Origin of the sequence: Streptomyces bikiniensis (assembly GCF_000716625.1) — a bacterium.
GTDB lineage: Bacteria > Actinomycetota > Actinomycetes > Streptomycetales > Streptomycetaceae > Streptomyces > Streptomyces bikiniensis.
The window spans coordinates 174,497-190,069 of the sequence record NZ_JNXJ01000002.1 but is presented as its reverse complement, the minus strand read 5'-3'; the positions used below and the strand labels follow the sequence as shown (position 1 = coordinate 190,069).

At 71.6% G+C, this 15,573-nt stretch carries 12 protein-coding genes; 6 read left to right on the top strand and 6 right to left on the bottom strand.

Annotated features, from left to right (window positions below; genetic code table 11):
- Positions 1-3: 3 nt before the first annotated feature.
- The gene (locus OO47_RS02075; RefSeq protein ID WP_030205468.1) at positions 4-1,374 is read right to left on the bottom strand and encodes an NYN domain-containing protein; all 1,371 of its coding nucleotides are present in this window, start codon (positions 1,372-1,374) and stop codon (positions 4-6) included.
- A 226-nt stretch (positions 1,375-1,600) separates the two neighbouring features.
- Here OO47_RS02075 and OO47_RS37155 point away from each other — a divergent pair, with 226 nt between their 5' ends.
- Complete coding sequence (locus tag OO47_RS37155) at positions 1,601-1,774, top strand: hypothetical protein (RefSeq protein ID WP_163013880.1); 174 nt, start codon at positions 1,601-1,603, stop codon at positions 1,772-1,774.
- 71 nt (positions 1,775-1,845) lie between these two features.
- On the opposite strand, the gene dnaE is transcribed toward OO47_RS37155, so the two are convergent.
- The gene (gene dnaE, locus OO47_RS02070) at positions 1,846-5,385 is read right to left on the bottom strand and encodes a DNA polymerase III subunit alpha (RefSeq protein ID WP_033207747.1); all 3,540 of its coding nucleotides are present in this window, start codon (positions 5,383-5,385) and stop codon (positions 1,846-1,848) included.
- 179 nt (positions 5,386-5,564) lie between these two features.
- Here dnaE and OO47_RS02065 point away from each other — a divergent pair, with 179 nt between their 5' ends.
- From OO47_RS02065 to OO47_RS02045, 5 genes are all read left to right on the top strand, one after another.
- Positions 5,565-6,923 carry a DUF2252 domain-containing protein gene (locus OO47_RS02065; RefSeq protein WP_051715148.1) on the top strand — a complete coding sequence of 453 codons (1,359 nt, stop codon included), beginning with the start codon at positions 5,565-5,567 and terminating at the stop codon, positions 6,921-6,923.
- Between the two features lie 37 nt (positions 6,924-6,960).
- Positions 6,961-7,647 carry a hypothetical protein gene (locus OO47_RS02060; protein WP_030205480.1) on the top strand — a complete coding sequence of 229 codons (687 nt, stop codon included), beginning with the start codon at positions 6,961-6,963 and terminating at the stop codon, positions 7,645-7,647.
- A 79-nt stretch (positions 7,648-7,726) separates the two neighbouring features.
- Positions 7,727-8,542 (top strand): DsbA family protein, encoded by an 816-nt coding sequence (locus OO47_RS02055; RefSeq protein WP_030205482.1) that lies wholly within the window; start codon positions 7,727-7,729, stop codon positions 8,540-8,542.
- A gap of 231 nt (positions 8,543-8,773) precedes the next feature.
- Positions 8,774-10,423, top strand: coding sequence for an alkaline phosphatase D family protein (locus OO47_RS02050; protein WP_030205483.1), 1,650 nt, complete (start codon positions 8,774-8,776; stop codon positions 10,421-10,423).
- Positions 10,424-10,748: 325 nt separating this feature from the next.
- On the top strand, positions 10,749-11,756 hold the full coding sequence (locus OO47_RS02045) for a zinc metalloprotease (RefSeq protein WP_030205485.1): 1,008 nt from the start codon (positions 10,749-10,751) through the stop codon (positions 11,754-11,756).
- A gap of 73 nt (positions 11,757-11,829) precedes the next feature.
- On the opposite strand, the gene OO47_RS02040 is transcribed toward OO47_RS02045, so the two are convergent.
- The 4 genes from OO47_RS02040 to OO47_RS02025 form a co-directional block, all read right to left on the bottom strand.
- Complete coding sequence (locus OO47_RS02040; protein WP_030205487.1) at positions 11,830-12,411, bottom strand: dienelactone hydrolase family protein; 582 nt, start codon at positions 12,409-12,411, stop codon at positions 11,830-11,832.
- An 86-nt stretch (positions 12,412-12,497) separates the two neighbouring features.
- Entirely contained in the window at positions 12,498-14,084 is a 1,587-nt protein-coding gene (locus OO47_RS02035; RefSeq protein WP_030205494.1) for a Na+/H+ antiporter, read from the bottom strand.
- Between the two features lie 76 nt (positions 14,085-14,160).
- A complete protein-coding gene (locus tag OO47_RS02030) occupies positions 14,161-14,628 on the bottom strand; it encodes a GNAT family N-acetyltransferase (protein WP_030205497.1) in 468 nt (155 codons plus the stop codon).
- Positions 14,625-15,566 carry an RluA family pseudouridine synthase gene (locus OO47_RS02025; protein WP_030205500.1) on the bottom strand — a complete coding sequence of 314 codons (942 nt, stop codon included), beginning with the start codon at positions 15,564-15,566 and terminating at the stop codon, positions 14,625-14,627. The genes OO47_RS02030 and OO47_RS02025 overlap by 4 nt, the downstream gene beginning before the upstream one ends.
- Positions 15,567-15,573 lie beyond the last annotated feature (7 nt).

The window sequence follows — 15,573 nt, the reverse complement described above, 5'->3', positions numbered from 1 at the left end:
AGCCTACGGGGTCGCCGGGCCGGCTCCGGGCGCGGGGGCGTGTTCGGCGGCGGCGCGGACGTCGATCTCGCGCCAGAAACCGGCCCGGATCGCGTACCGGTCGTGCTCGTCGATCTGGTCGTCCTTGTGGGCGAGGAGCCCGAAGCGGGCGGCGTAGCGGAGGAGTTCGCCGTCGATGCGGTGCGGGATGCGGGGGTAGAGGGCGGAGAGCTTCTGGACGTGGCTCTGCTCCGGGAGGCGTTCCATCCAGCGGCGGGCGAACACCTGCCCGACCTCGAAGGGGTCGCCGCCGACGGTGGTGATGTCCTCCTCGCGGTCGGCCCAGCGCTGCTCGGCGCTGGTGAGGGTGGCGAGGGTGGGCAGGGAGGCGGTCTCGGCCGGTTCGCCGAGGGGGGCGGGACGATCGACCCAGCCCCGGTCGGAGGACCAGCGAAGGGCGCTCGCGCTCTGTACGGCGGAGGGGCCGTGGGAGCCGTTGACGGCGGGGGCGCGCAGCCCCGCGAGGTCCTTGGGGGTGGGGACGCCCCTGCCCGGGGCCGGGGCGCGCCCGTTCTCCCCGGCGCGGTCGTGGCCGTGGCCGTGATCGTGGCCGTGGCCGTGATCGTGGCTGTGGCCGTGGCCGTCGGGGGCGCCGGAGGAGGCCGGGGAGCCGTTCACCTCGGCCGGGGCCGTGCTCCCGTTCCGTACGGACGCCCGCGCGGCGGCCTCCGCCGCCCGCTCGGCGGAGGCGGCGAGGGCGGCCTCGGGGAGCGGCGCGGAGAGGATGGCGGCGATCTCGGGGCGCGGGGCGGGCGGGGGCGCGCAGAGCCCGGTGAGGTCCTTGGCGCGGACGGCGCGGGTGATCCAGGCCCGGTCGAGGACCCGCCGCTCGTCGGCCTCGGCGACGAGGTCCTCGGACTGGTTGTAGTCGCCGTCGGCGGCCTGGACGGCCCAGAGGTGGACGGCGACGCCGTGCTCCTTGGCGGACATGAGGCCGGGCAGCAGGTCGCCGTCGCCGGTGACGAGCACGATGTCGGTGCAGGCCCTGTTCCGGGCGAGTTCGGTCAGCTCGGTGTGCATGGCCGCGTCGACGCCCTTCTGCGCCCAGCGTCCGTCGCTCCTGGTCAGGGCGCCGAGCCGGACGGTGACCCGGGGCATCACGCGCAGTCTGCGGTGCTCGGGCTGGGGCACCCGGTCGGGAGCGCCGTCGAACCAGTAGATGCGCAGGAGGGGCAGCGCGGTCTCGGCCTCGGCCCGCTGGCGGAGCTGCTGGATCAGCGCGGCGTGGTCGACCGTGATCCGGGAACGGGCCGGTTCCCCGGCGAGGAGGCTGGCGGCGGCGCCCAGCAGGTAGCCGGCGTCCACCAGGACGACGCAGCGGTCCACGTGTTCCACCCTCTTTCGGACCTGGGGGTCGGACTCGGGATCGGAAGTTGCTCCGGGTTTCCTTCGAGTCTGCCCGACCGCCGGTGGCTTGACGGTCGGAACTGGATCATCGGCGTGGCGGATGTGCTGCTCGGCGGGGTGTTGACCCTCCGTAATGATCCAAAATGCGGCGTTTCACACCGTATGTGAGTCTGACAGCGGCCCTGGCCCCTAATTCCCTTGAGGAGGCATCACCATGGCCAAGAACCGGAACCAGAACCGCGGTCAGAAGCAGCAGTCCCCGGCCGAGCGCGGCGCCCAGCAGGCGCAGCAGTCGGCGATGGAGTCCGAGGCCGCGCAGCGCGCGTCTCAGGTCCTCCCGAGCGACGTCGCCCGCAAGGGTCGCCAGAAGCGCTTCGGCCACAACTGACGGCTTTCGCGTACGGCAAAGGGGCGCGCCCGTGACGACGGGCGCGCCCCTTGCGCATGATCGACGGGAGGTCAGCCGGCCAGGCAGGACGGGCCGAGCAGCACCTTCAGGTCGCCGAAGAGCGCCGGGTCCGCCGTCACCCGGTGCCGGTCGAGCCGCAGCACGGTGGTCTTGCGCGGGCCCTGGAGCCTGATCCGCACCTCGGTGTTGCCCTTGTGGTGCTTGAGGATCTCGCCGAGCCTGCTGACCATCGGCGGGGTGACCTTGACCGTGGGGATGGTGAGGATCACCGGCGCGTTGGTCCCGGCGTTCGACAGGTCGGGGACCTGGAGTTCCATGGCGACGAGCCGGGGCACGTCCTCGCGCTTGTCGAGCCGGCCCTTGACGAAGACGACCGTGTCCTCGACGAGCTGGGTGGAGACCAGCTGGTAGGTGGCCGGGAAGAACATGCACTCGATGGAGCCGGCCAGGTCCTCGACGGTGGCGATGGCCCAGGCGTTGCCCTGCTTGGTCATCTTGCGCTGGAGGCCGGAGATGATGCCGCCGATGGTGACGACCGCGCCGTCGCCGTGCTCGCCGCCGGTGAGCTGGGAGATCGCCGCGTCCGTCTTGTCGGAGAGGACGTGCTCGATGCCGAAGAGCGGGTGGTCGGAGACGTAGAGGCCGAGCATCTCGCGCTCCTGGGCGAGCAGGTAGGACTTCTCCCACTCGACGTCGGAGAACTCCACGTCCAGGCCGAAGCCGGGTTCGTCGCTGGTCTCCTCGCCCATGCCGCCGAAGAGGTCGAACTGCCCCTCGGCCTCCTTGCGCTTGACCGCGACCACGTTGTCGATCATGGGTTCGTGGTGGGCGACCAGGCCCTTGCGGGTGTGGCCCATCTCGTCGAAGGCGCCGGCCTTGATCAGCGACTCGACGGTCCGCTTGTTGCAGACGACGGCCTCGACCTTGTCGAGGAAGTCGGGGAAGGAGGAGTACTTCCCCTTGGACTTGCGGGTCTTGATGATCGACTCGACGACGTTGGTGCCGACGTTGCGGATGGCGGAGAGGCCGAAGAGGATCACGTCGTCGCCCTGGGCGGCGAAGTTCGACTGGGACTCGTTGACGTTGGGCGGCAGGACCTTGATGCCCATGCGGCGGCACTCGTTGAGGTAGACCGCGGACTTGTCCTTGTCGTCCTTGACCGAGGTGAGCAGCCCCGCCATGTACTCGGCCGGGTGGTTGGCCTTGAGGTAGGCGGTCCAGTAGGACACCAGGCCGTACGCGGCGGAGTGCGCCTTGTTGAAGGCGTAGCCGGCGAAGGGGACCAGGACGTCCCAGAGGGCCTGGATGGCCTCGTCGCTGTAGCCGTTCTTCCGGGCGCCGGCCTGGAAGATGGTGAAGTTCTTCGCCAGCTCCTCGGGCTTCTTCTTGCCCATGACGCGGCGGAGGATGTCGGCCTCGCCGAGCGAGTACCCGGCGATGATCTGGGCGGCCTTCTGGACCTGCTCCTGGTAGACGATGAGGCCGTAGGTGACCGCGAGCACCTCTTCGAGCGGCTTCTCCAGCTCGGGGTGGATCGGGGTGATCTCCTGCTGCTTGTTCTTGCGCAGGGCGTAGTTCGTGTGCGAGTTCATGCCCATCGGGCCCGGCCGGTACAGGGCGGACACGGCGGAGATGTCTTCGAAGTTGTCGGGCTTCATCAGCCGGAGCAGCGAGCGCATGGGGCCGCCGTCGAACTGGAAGACGCCGAGGGTGTCGCCGCGCTGGAGCAGTTCGAAGGTCTTCGGGTCGTCGAGCGGCAGGGCGAGCAGGTCGAGGTCGATCCCCTTGTTCGCCTTCACCATCTTGACGGCGTCGTCCATGATGGTGAGGTTGCGCAGGCCCAGGAAGTCCATCTTCAGGAGGCCGAGCGACTCGCACTGCGGGTAGTCCCACTGCGTGATGGTGACGCCGTCGGTGTGCCGCACCCAGATCGGGGCGTGGTCGACGATCGGCTCGCTGGACATGATCACGCCGGCGGCGTGCACGCCCATCTGCCGGACCAGGCCCTCGACGCCCCGGGCGGTGTCGATGACCTTCTTCACGTCGGGCTCGTTCTCGTACATCGCCCGGATCTCGCCCGCCTCGCTGTAGCGCGGGTGGGAGGGGTTGGTGATGCCGTCGAGGTCGATGCCCTTGCCGAGGACGTCGGCGGGCATGGCCTTGGTGAGCCGGTCGCCCATGGCGTACGGGTAGCCGAGGACGCGCGCGGAGTCCTTGATGGCGTTCTTGGCCTTGATCTTGCCGTAGGTGCCGATCATGGCCACCTTGTCGGAGCCGTACTTCTCCGTGACGTACCGGATGACCTCGACGCGCCGGCGCTCGTCGAAGTCGATGTCGACGTCGGGCATGGAGATGCGCTCGGGGTTGAGGAAGCGCTCGAAGATCAGGCCGTGCGGGATGGGGTCGAGGTCGGTGATGCCCATGGCGTACGCGACGATCGAGCCGGCCGCGGAGCCCCGGCCGGGGCCCACGGCGATGCCCTGCTTCTTCGCCCACATGATGAAGTCGGCGACGACGAGGAAGTAGCCGGGGAAGCCCATCGAGATGATCGTGTCCATCTCGTACTCGACCTGCTTCATGCGGTCCTCGGGAATCCCGTTCGGGAACCGGCGGTGCATGCCGCGCATGGTCTCCTCGCGGAACCAGGTGACCTCGGTGTAGCCCTCGGGGATGTCGAACTTCGGCATGAGGTTCTTGGCCTCGAACATGCCGGTGGTGTCGACCTGCTCGGCGACCAGGAGGGTGTTGCGGCAGCCCTCCTGCCAGGCGTCCGAGGAGTCGACGGCGTACATCTCGTCCGTGGACTTCAGGTAGTAGCCGGTGCCGTCGAACTTGAAGCGGTCCGGGTCGGAGAGGTTCTTGCCGGTCTGGATGCAGAGCAGGGCGTCGTGGGCGGTCGCCTCGTGCGCGTAGGTGTAGTGCGAGTCGTTGGTGACCAGCGGCGGGATGCCGAGCTTCTTCCCGATCTCCAGGAGGCCGTCGCGGACCCGGTGCTCGATCTCGATGCCGTGGTCCATCAGCTCCAGGAAGTACCGGTCCTTGCCGAAGATGTCCTGGTACTCGGAGGCGGACTTCAGGGCCTCGTCGAACTGGCCGAGGCGCAGTCGGGTCTGGAGCTCGCCGGAGGGGCAGCCGGTGGAGGCGATCAGGCCCTCGGACCACTGGGAGATGGTCTCCTTGTCCATCCGGGGCCACTTCTGGAGCCAGCCCTCGGCATAGGCGTCGGAGGAGAGCCGGAAGAGGTTGTGGAGTCCGGTGGCGTTCGCCGCCCAGATCGTCTTGTGGGTGTAGCCGCCGGAGCCCGAGACGTCGTCCCGCTTCTGGTGCGGCTGGCCCCACTGGATCTTCCGCTTGTTCCGCCGGGACTCGGGGGCGACGTACGCCTCGATGCCGATGATCGGCGTGACCCCGGCCTTCTTGGCCGAGTGGAAGAAGTCGTACGCGCCGTGCAGGTTGCCGTGGTCGGACATGGCGATGTGCGTCATGCCCATCTCGTTGCACGCGTTGAACATGTCCTTGAGCCGCGCGGCACCGTCCAGCAGCGAGTACTGGGTGTGGACGTGGAGGTGCGTGAAGGGCGGCTTGGTCACGGCGGAAGGCCTCCGGGAACGACGAGGGGCAGGCTGCGGGGGACGGTGTCGGAGTCTAGTCGGGCGGGAGGGTCGGACGGGGCACCCGGGGGCTAGGGTCGCGCGTTGGGGGATGGGGAATACCTGTCCCTTTTGTCGTGAACACTCTGCGTGCACGTCCCGTACCAGGAGGCATCCCGATGTCGGTCCCCCAGCCCACCGCCGCCGAGCGCGGCGAGCACGTCCTCGCCGTCTTCGACACCGCCTTCGGGGAGCTGCTCGCCGCCGACCCGGCCGCCTTCCGGGTCAAGTTCCGCAAGATGGCCGGATCCGCCTTCGCCTTCTACCGGGGCACCGCCTGCCTGTTCTACTCCGACCTGGAGCGGGAGGCGGACGGCGGGCCGTACCTGGACGGGCGCACCAGCCGGGTCTGGATCCACGGCGACCTGCACGCCGAGAACTTCGGCACGTACATGGACGCCAACGGGCGCCTGGTCTTCAACGTCAACGACTTCGACGAGGCCTACGTGGGCCCGTTCACCTGGGACCTGAAGCGGCTCGCGGCCTCGCTCGCCCTGATCGGCTACGCCAAGGCGCTCAGCGACCGGCAGATCACCGAGCTGGTGCGGATCTGCGCCGCCGCCTACCGGGAGCGGATCCACGCCCTGGCGACCGGCGCCGAGGACGACGAGGCGCCCGGCTTCACCCTGGGGACCGCCGCCGGGCCGCTGCTCGGCGCCCTGCGCCGGGCCCGGTCGCTGACCCGCTTCGGGCTGCTCGACTCGATGACCGAGATCCGGGACTTCGAGCGCCGCTTCTCGGCGGGCGGCGGCGCGCTCGCGCTGGACGCGGACACCCGCCGCGAGGTCCTGACGGCCTTCGAGGGCTATCTGGAGACCCTGCCGGAGTCCAGCCTGGCCCGCCCCGACTCGTACCGGGTGAAGGACGTGGTCGGGCGGCGCGGGATCGGCATCGGCTCGGCCGGCCTCCCCTCGTACAACATCCTCCTGGAGGGCAACAGCGACGCCCTGGAGAACGACGTCGTGATCTACCTCAAGCAGGCGCAGACCCCGGCGGTCTCCCGGCACGTGACGGACCCGGCGGTGCGGGACTACTTCCGGCACGAGGGGCACCGGACCGTGATCTCGCAGCGGGCGCTCCAGGCGCACGCGGACCCCTGGCTGGGATGGACGGAGCTGGGCGGCGCCGGGCAGCTGGTGGCGGAGGTCTCGCCGTACGCGGTGGACCTGGACTGGTCGGACATCGACGACCCGGCCGAGATCGCGGCGACCGTGGCGGACCTGGGCCGGGCGACGGCCACCATGCACGCGGCGGCGGACGACTCCAGCGGCCACTCGCTCGTGCCGTTCTCGACGGAGCGGGCCATCGACGCGGCGATCGGCGACGACGGGGAGGGCTTCGCGGAGCTGCTCGTGGACTTCGCGCACGCCTACGGGGCCCGTGCCCGGGCGGACCACCAGATCTTCGTGGACCTCTTCCGCAACGGCCGGATCCCGGGGCTCCGGGGCCCCGGGGAGACGTCCACAGTTTCCCTTTAGTGACCCCTTACGCGCCCGCGTGGCACACTCCTGGACGATGGACACGGCAGGGACGCAGCTGAGGGCGCTGCGGGCGGCGTTCTTCACGGCACTGGTCGTGACGCTGTCCGTGGCGTCCCACGTGCTGCTCTCGGGCGTGCCGCTTCCGGTAGGGACGGTCGTCCCGGTCGCCGCCGGCGTCTTCGCCGTGGCGTACGCGCTGGCCGGCCGCGAGCGCGGCCTCGGTCCGATCGCCGGGCTCCTCGTCCCGCTGGAGCTGGCGGCCGACACCCTCTTCACCAGCGGTCAGACGGTCTGCTACGGCCCCGCCGGCGGCCCGGTCTCCGGATCGCTGCGCGCGGTGGGCGTGGAGGTCTTCTGCGGCGGCCCCGTCGGGGCCCCGCTGCCCGGTGTGGCGGCCCCGGAGGGCGGGCACGCGACCGCGCTCCTCTCCTCCCCCGACCCGGCGCTGCCGTGGCTGCTGCTCCTGGCCCACGTGGGCGTCGGGTTCTCGGCGGCGTGCTGGCTGCGCGGCGGGGAGCGGGCCCTCGTCCGGCTGGTCCGCGCGGTGGAGGCCTTCGCGTTCCGGCCGCTGCTGCTCGTGGCGGCCTTCTTCCGTACGGGTGGTCCGGCGCCCCGGCGCACCGGGCGTCCCGGGGGCCCGCTCCGGTCCTCGCGCACCCGGCTCCTCGTGCACTCCGTGGGGCGGCGGGGGCCGCCGCGTCCGGGCCTCGCTCTCGTCTGAGCGGGCCCCGCGGTCCCCCCTCCCCCCTTTTTCTTTCCCGGGCCCTTCGCGCCCGGCGGATCCCCACGGAGAAAAGATCATGAGTGCACGCAACAACCAGGCCAACAAGGCGGCCGCCCGCGAGCGGCTGCGCCAGGAGCGCGAGCGCCAGGCGAAGAAGGACCGGGCGCGCCGGCAGCTCGTCGTGGCCGGCTCGGCCGTCGCCGTCCTGGCCCTCGCCGGCGGCGTCGGCTACGCGGTGGTGCAGGCCAACAAGCCCTCCCAGTGGGAGGCGGCGGCCGAGGCGACGACCGTCACGGCCCCGAAGAACACCTCGGGCGCGAACGGCACGACGGTCGTCGTCGGCGAGGCGTCCGCGAAGAAGACCCTGGAGCTGTACGAGGACTCGCGCTGCCCGGTCTGCGCGACCTTCGAGCAGTCCGTGGGCTCCACGATCGAGAAGGACGTCGAGGCCGGCAAGTACAAGATCCGGTACGTCGGCGCGACCTTCATCGACAACGCCGTGCCGGGCGAGGGCTCGAAGAACGCCCTCTCGGCGCTCGGCGCGGCCCTGGACGTGAGCCCGGAGGCCTTCCTGAAGTACAAGGCCGCGCTCTACTCGGCGAAGTTCCACCCGGAGGAGAACGACGACAAGTTCGCCAAGGACTCCTACCTCCTGGAGGTCGCGGAGTCGGTGCCGGCGCTCAAGGGCAACGCCGCGTTCAAGAAGAACGTCGAGGAGGGCACCTTCGACGCGTGGGCGATGAAGATGTCCAAGGCCTTCGACGACAGCGGGGTGAAGGGTACCCCGACGCTGAAGATGGACGGCAAGCCCGTGACGGTCCAGGGCACCGACAACCCGCCGATGACCGCGGAGCAGTTCACCACGGCGATCACGGCGGCCCTCAAGGGCTGACGCCCACCGCCGACCCCGCCGAACCCCTTTCGGCCCCGGACCCACCCGGTCCGGGGCCGAGGTGCCTCCGGAGTCGAGGTGCCTTCGCGGCCGGGATGCCTCCGGAGCCGAGGTGCTTCCGCGACCGAGGTGCGTCCAGGGGTGGCGTCCGGGCCACCGGGCGGCGACCGGCCGGCGAACTTCCGGATTTCGCCTGCCCCCTGGGCATACCCGTCAGTAATCTGACTGCCCGTGACCAGTCGTTTCATATCTCCCGCCCCCACCCGCCGCACGGTCGTGAAGGCCGCCGCCGCCACCGCCGTCGCCGCGCCCGCGCTCCTGGGCGCCGCCTCCCCCGCCCTCGCGGGGACCGGGGCGCCCGCCTTCCTCCACGGCGTCGCCTCCGGCGACCCGCTGCCCGACGGCGTCCTGCTCTGGACGCGCGTCACCCCCGTCCCCGAGGCCGTGCCCGGCTCCGGACTCGGCCCCGACGTCCGGGTCGGCTGGGAGGTCGCGGAGGACCGCGCCTTCGCCCGGGTCGTCGCCTCCGGCACGACCACGGCGAGCGCCGCCGCCGACCACACCGTGAAGGCGGACGTCCGGGGTCTGCGTCCGGCCACCGCCTACTGGTTCCGCTTCACCGTGGACGGCACGGTCTCGCCGCCCGCCCGGACCCGTACCGCCCCGGCCGCCGACGAGGCCGCGCCCGGCGTGCGCTTCGGCGTGGTCTCCTGCGCGAACTGGGAGGCCGGGCACTTCTCCGCGTACCGCCACCTCGCCGCCCGCGCCGACCTGGACGCGGTGCTCCACCTCGGCGACTACCTCTACGAGTACGCCAGCGGCGTCTACCCCGACGCGAAGTACACCGTCCGGGCCCACGAGCCGCGCCACGAGACCGTCTCGCTCGCCGACTACCGCGCCCGGCACGGGACGTACAAGACGGACCCCGACCTGCGGGCCCTGCACGCGGCGCACCCGGTGATCGCCATCTGGGACGACCACGAGTTCGCCAACGACGCGTGGACGGGCGGGGCCGAGAACCACACCCCCGGCGCCGAGGGCGCGTGGGCGGCCCGGGTCGCGGCCGCCAAGCAGGCGTACTTCGAGTGGATGCCGGTCCGGGCCTCCACCGAGGGCACGGTCTTCCGGCGCCTGCGCTTCGGCAGGCTGGCCGATCTGCACCTGCTCGACCTGCGGTCGTTCCGCTCGGCGCAGGCGAAGGCGGGCAGCGGCGCGGTGGACGACCCGGAGCGGAGCATCACGGGCCGCGCCCAGCTGGACTGGCTCAAGGCGGGCCTGGCCGGTTCGGACGCGACCTGGCAGCTGGTCGGCACCTCGGTGATGATCTCGCCGGTCGCCTTCGGTGCCCTGCCCGCCCACCTCCTGGCGCCGCTCGCGGAGTTGATGGGGCTGCCCGGGGAAGGGCTCGCGGTCAACGCCGACCAGTGGGACGGGTACACGGACGACCGGAAGGAACTGCTCGCGCACCTGACCTCGCGGGGTGTCCGGAGCACGGTCTTCCTGACCGGTGACATCCACATGGCCTGGGCCAACGACGTGCCGGTGAAGGCCGCGACGTATCCGCTCTCGGCCTCGGCGGCGACCGAGTTCGTGGTCACCTCGGTGACCTCGGACAACCTGGACGACCTGCTGCACGTGGCGCCGGGGACGCTCTCGGCGGTGGCGGCGACCGCGGTGAAGGCCGCCAACCGCCACGTGAAGTGGGTGGACATGGACCACCACGGCTACGGCGTCCTCGATGTGACCGCCGCCCGTTCGCAGATGGACTACTACACGGTCTCCGACAAGGCGGACCCGGACGCGACGGCGGCCTGGGCGCGCTCGTACCGGACGCGGAGCGGAACGCAGCGCGTCGAGCGGGTGGACCAGCCGGTCCTCTGACCACTCCTGGGGGGTTATTTTCAGCCAAGATCTCCTCTGTTAACGGGAGATCACACGGCTACGGCGGGTGGCTGATTCCGGCGATCGAATCCGGACACACCACCCGCCTCCGTCCTCCGATCCATTACGTCGGCGTCTCAAACTCCGGAAGACGCGGAAGATTTTCTTCCCGTTGCACCGAATTGCCCCACGGATGATTGGGCTTGATCACTGCTCAATGGAGGCTGACATGGACGCGTAATCTCCCCGGCGTGGCGGAGGAAGTTCCTCCGCGCACCCCCCACGAGGAGTCACCATGCGTGCTCTTGCCCGTATATCCCCGCGTATGTCACGTCGTGTCATCGGTACCGCCGCCATGGCCGGAACCCTGGCCCTTGCCCCGCTCTCGGCCCCCGTCGCCACCGGCGCCTCCACCGCCGACCGCGCCGCCGCCTCCCTCTCCGCCTCCGCCGAGGAGTGCGAGGACGGTGCCCACTCCGGTGCCCTCTCCGGCGCCCGCAAGGCACGCGGCGCCGACCACCACGCCGCCGAGCCCAACGAGGTCTCGGCCGCCCAGGCCAAGGCGATGGACGCGGACCTCCGGAAGAGACTGGCGTCGCTCTCCCCGGCCGCGACCGCCGGCGCCGCCCGGGCCGCCGCCTCGGGCCGGGCCGCCGCCGCGGTCACCGTCCCCGTCTACTTCCACGTCATCCACTCCGGGAACACGGGCAAGCTCTCCGCCTCCGCCATCAACAGCCAGATCGCGGTCCTCAACGCGGCCTACGGCGGTCAGGGCACCGGCAACGTGAACACCAACTTCCGGTTCACGCTGGCCGGAACCGACTACACGGACAACTCCAGCTGGTACAACCTCGCCTCCGGCTCCAGCGCCGAGAAGCAGATGAAGCAGACCCTCCGCAAGGGCGGCGCGGGCGCGCTGAACTTCTACACCGCCAAGCTGAGCGGCGGCCTCCTCGGCTGGGCGACCTTCCCGTCCTCGTACAAGTCCCAGCCGAAGATGGACGGCGTCGTCGTCCTGGACGCCTCGCTCCCGGGCGGCTCGGCGGCCAACTACAACCAGGGCGACACCGGTACGCACGAGGTCGGCCACTGGATGGGGCTGTACCACACCTTCCAGGGCGGCTGCGGCGGCAGCGGCGACTCCGTGGCCGACACCCCGGCCGAGTCGAGCCCGGCGTACGAGTGCCCGACGGGCCGCGACACCTGCACCACGGCGGGCGCGGACCCGATCCACAACTTCATGGACTACACGTACGACTCCTGCATGTACCAGTTCACCGCGGGCCAGGTGTCCCGGATGAGCCAGCACTGGAGCGCGTACCGCGCGGGCTGACGGCTCGGTACACGCACCGGGGGCGCGACGGGAAGAGCCTCCCGCCGCGCCCCCGGCGCGCGTCCGGACGGAGTCACGCCGCGTCCGCCAGCTCCTCCAGGAACGCGAGCGCCACCGCCCAGGTCCGCTCGGCCGCCTCCGCGTCCCAGTCCGGCAGCTCCGGGTCCGTGTACAGGTGCCCGGCGCCCCGGTAGCGGTGGACCTCCACGTCCGCCCCGGCCCGGCCCATCTGCAGGTACCAGGCGGACAGCCAGTCGTCCGTCTCGAAGGGGTCGGGCTCGGCCACGTGCAGCTGTACGGGCAGCTCGTCCACCGACGCGTTCGGCGCGAGGTCCGAGGTGCCGTGCAGGAGCAGCAGGCCGCGCGCCTTCTCGTCGCCGAGGGCCAGGGTCTGCGCGACCGACGCGCCCAGCGAGAGGCCGGCGTAGACGAGGCCGCGCTCCGAGTACGGGGCGGCGGCCAGGATCGCGCGCTTCAGGAGCTCGTCCTTGCCGATCTCGTCCCGCTTCGCCATGCCCTCCTCGACCGAATCGGTGGTCCAGCCGTCGAAGAGGTCCGGCGTCCACACCCGGTGCCCGGCCTCCCGCAGCCGGTCGGCCGCGGCCTCCACGGCCGGGCGCAGTCCGTACACCGAGTGGAAAAGCATGATGTCCATGGGCGCCATCCTGCCACCCGCGGCGGCCCCATCCCGAAAGCCGGGTCCGCCGCCCGGTGCCGCGCGTCACCGTCGGCCGCCCCCGTTCACCGCATGCTGCGCACGTCCAGCTGGCGCAGGACCCGGTCCACCACCTCGGGGTCGGCGCCCGGTTCGCTGCGCGCCGCCAGGACCTCGTGCCGGGCGGCCGACATCAGCTCCTTCTGGATGCGCTGCACGGCCCTGAAGCGGTCCGCCCGCTCCGTGAAGGCGGCCCGCCGCTCGTCGTCCACCATGTCGGGGCTGATCCGCGCCCCGATGTCGAAGGCGCCGCGGTGGAGCCGCTCCTGCACCTCCTCCGGCAGGTCCTCGACCTCCTCGATCTCCTTGAGCCGCCGCTTGGCCGCCTTCGCGGCCCGGATCGCCAGCTCGCGCTCAAGGGCCCGCTCGGTCTTCGTGTCGGCCTTCACGCCGAGCCGCCGGACCAGGGCGGGCAGGGTGAGCCCCTGGAGGACGAGGGTGGTGAGGATCACGCAGAAGGCGATGAAGACGATCTCCGCGCGGCCGGGGAAGGGTTCGCCGTCGTCGGTGGTGAGCGGGACGGCGAGCGCGAGCGCCACCGAGGCCACGCCGCGCATCCCCGCCCACCACATGACGACGGTCTCCCGCCAGCTCACCGGGATCTCCTCGTCCACGTCCCGGAGCGTGTGCATCTTCTGCGCCAGCCAGGTGGCGGGCAGCAGCCAGAGCAGCCGGACGACGACGACCGTCCCGGCCACGGCCGCGCCCCAGCCGAGCATCTCCACGACGTGCCCGTCCGCGTACCCGAAGACGTGGACGACCTCCAGGCCGATGAGGCCGAAGGCGATGCCGGTCACGAGGGTGTCGACGATCTCCCAGAAGGTCTGCCCGGCGAGCCGGCCCATGACGTCGTCGGCGTCGGCCGCGTGCTCGGCCAGGAAGAGCCCGGTGATCAGGACGGAGAGGACGCCGGAGCCGTGCAGCTCCTCGGCGAGCACGTAGCTCACGAAGGGGACGAGGAGGGTGAGGCCGGTCTGGAGGGTGGCGTCGCCCAGGTACCCGATGAGCTTGTTGGAGAGCCAGCCGAGCCCCAGGCCGACGACCACGGCGACGACGGCGGAGAGCACGAGCGCGCCGGCCGCCGCGGGCAGGGAGAAGGCGCCGCTGACGGCGGCGGCGATCGCCACGTGGTAGAGCACGATCGCGGTGACGTCGTTGAAGAGCCCCTCGCCCTCCAGGATCGACACGAGCCGGCGGGGCAGCCCGAGCGAGCCCGCGACGGCGGTCGCGGCGACCGGGTCCGGCGGGGCGACGAGGGCGCCGAGCGCGATCGCGGCGGCCAGCGGGATGCCGGGCACCAGCGCGTTGGCGACGGCGCCGACGGCGGCCGTGGTGACGAAGACCAGGGCCACCGCGAGCAGGAAGATGGGCCGTCTGTTGGCCGCGAACTGGCGCCAGGAGGTCCGCTGCACCGCCGCGTAGAGGAGGGGCGGCAGCACCAGGGGGAGGATGTACTCCGGCGGGATCTCGACGTTCGGCACGAACGGCAGGAAGGCCAGCACGATCCCGACGAGGGTCATCAGGACGGGCGCGGGCAGCCCGAGCCGCTCGCCGAGGGGCACGGTGAGCAGGGCACCGAGGAGCAGCAGGAACAGCAGGGCCAATTGATCCACGGGCTCAGCCTGCCACGTAAGCCTCTTTTCACACGTGTTGTCCCCGGGGCGCCGCGGCGGACGTCCCGGACGGGCCCTACAGGGCCTTCCGCATGGCCCGGTGCGGGATGCCCGCGTCCGGGAACTCGGGGCCGTACGCCTCGTAGCCGAGCCGCTCGTAGAAGCCGAGGGCATGGGTCTGCGCGTGCAGGTCGACGGCGGTCAGACCGCGCTCGCGCGCCGCGTCCTCGATGCCCCGGACCAGGGCCGCGCCGACCCCGAGGCCGCGCGCCGCCTTGGCGACGGCGAGCCGGCCGAGCGAGCCCACGGAGGCGTCGGCACCGGTCTTGCCCAGCGCGTCGGCGCCGTGCAGCAGGCGCCCGGTGCCGAGCGGGAGGCCGTCGGCGCGGACCGCGAGGACGTGCACGGCGGTCGCGTCGTACGTGTCGTACTCCAGCTCCCGGGGCACGCCCTGCTCCTCGACGAAGACCTCGCGGCGGACCGCGAAGCAGGCCTCCCGGTCCTCGTCGCCCAGGGCCTCGCGGACGTCGTACGCGGTGGTCACCGGCTCTCCGCCTCGATCCGGTCCAGGGCCTTGCGCAGGTCCTCGGGGTAGGTGCTGGCGAACTCGACCCACGAGCCGTCGCCGGGGTGCTCGAAGCCGAGGCGGACGGCGTGCAGCCACTGCCGGGTCAGGCCGAGGCGCTTGGCGAGGGTCGGGTCGGCGCCGTAGGTGAGGTCGCCGACGCAGGGGTGGCGGTGGGCGGACATGTGCACCCGGATCTGGTGGGTGCGGCCCGTCTCCAGCTTGATGTCGAGCAGCGAGGCCGAGCGGTACGCCTCGATGAGGTCGTAGTGCGTGACGGAGGGCTTGCCGTCGGCGGTGACCGCCCACTTGTAGTCGTGGTTCGGGTGCCGGCCGATGGGGGCGTCGATGGTGCCGCTCATCGGGTCGGGGTGGCCCTGGACCAGCGCGTGGTAGCGCTTGTCGACCGTGCGCTCCTTGAACTGGCGCTTGAGCGAGGTGTACGCGTACTCGGACTTGGCGACCACCATCAGGCCGGAGGTGCCGACGTCGAGGCGGTGCACGATGCCCTGGCGCTCGGCGGCGCCGGAGGTGGAGATGCGGTAGCCGGCGGCGGCGAGGCCGCCGATGACGGTGGTGCCGGTCCAGCCGGGGCTGGGGTGGGCGGCGACGCCGATCGGCTTCATGATGACGACGATGTCGTCGTCGTCGTGGACGATCTCCATGCCCTCGACGGGCTCCGCGACGATCTGCACGGGCGCGGCCGCGCCCGGCATCTCGACCTCCAGCCACGCGCCGCCGCTGACCCGCTCGGACTTGCCGACGACGGAGCCGTCGACCTGGACCTTCCCTGCGGCGGCCAGCTCGGCCGCCTTCGTGCGGGAGAACCCGAACATACGGGCGATGGCGGCGTCGACGCGCTCGCCCTCCAGGCCATCGGGAACGGGCAGCGTGCGGATCTCGGGACTCGTGCTCACCCGTCGA

Excerpts from the sequence above, each read along its gene's own strand:
- OO47_RS37155 (WP_163013880.1), top strand. The coding sequence starts at position 1,601 with ATGGCCAAGAACCGGAACCAGAACCGCGGTCAGAAGCAGCAGTCCCCG.
- OO47_RS02065 (WP_051715148.1), top strand. The coding sequence starts at position 5,565 with ATGTCGGTCCCCCAGCCCACCGCCGCCGAGCGCGGCGAGCACGTCCTC.
- OO47_RS02060 (WP_030205480.1), top strand. The coding sequence starts at position 6,961 with ATGGACACGGCAGGGACGCAGCTGAGGGCGCTGCGGGCGGCGTTCTTC.
- OO47_RS02055 (WP_030205482.1), top strand. The coding sequence starts at position 7,727 with ATGAGTGCACGCAACAACCAGGCCAACAAGGCGGCCGCCCGCGAGCGG.
- OO47_RS02045 (WP_030205485.1), top strand. The coding sequence starts at position 10,749 with ATGTCACGTCGTGTCATCGGTACCGCCGCCATGGCCGGAACCCTGGCC.
- OO47_RS02040 (WP_030205487.1), bottom strand. The coding sequence starts at position 12,411 with ATGGACATCATGCTTTTCCACTCGGTGTACGGACTGCGCCCGGCCGTG.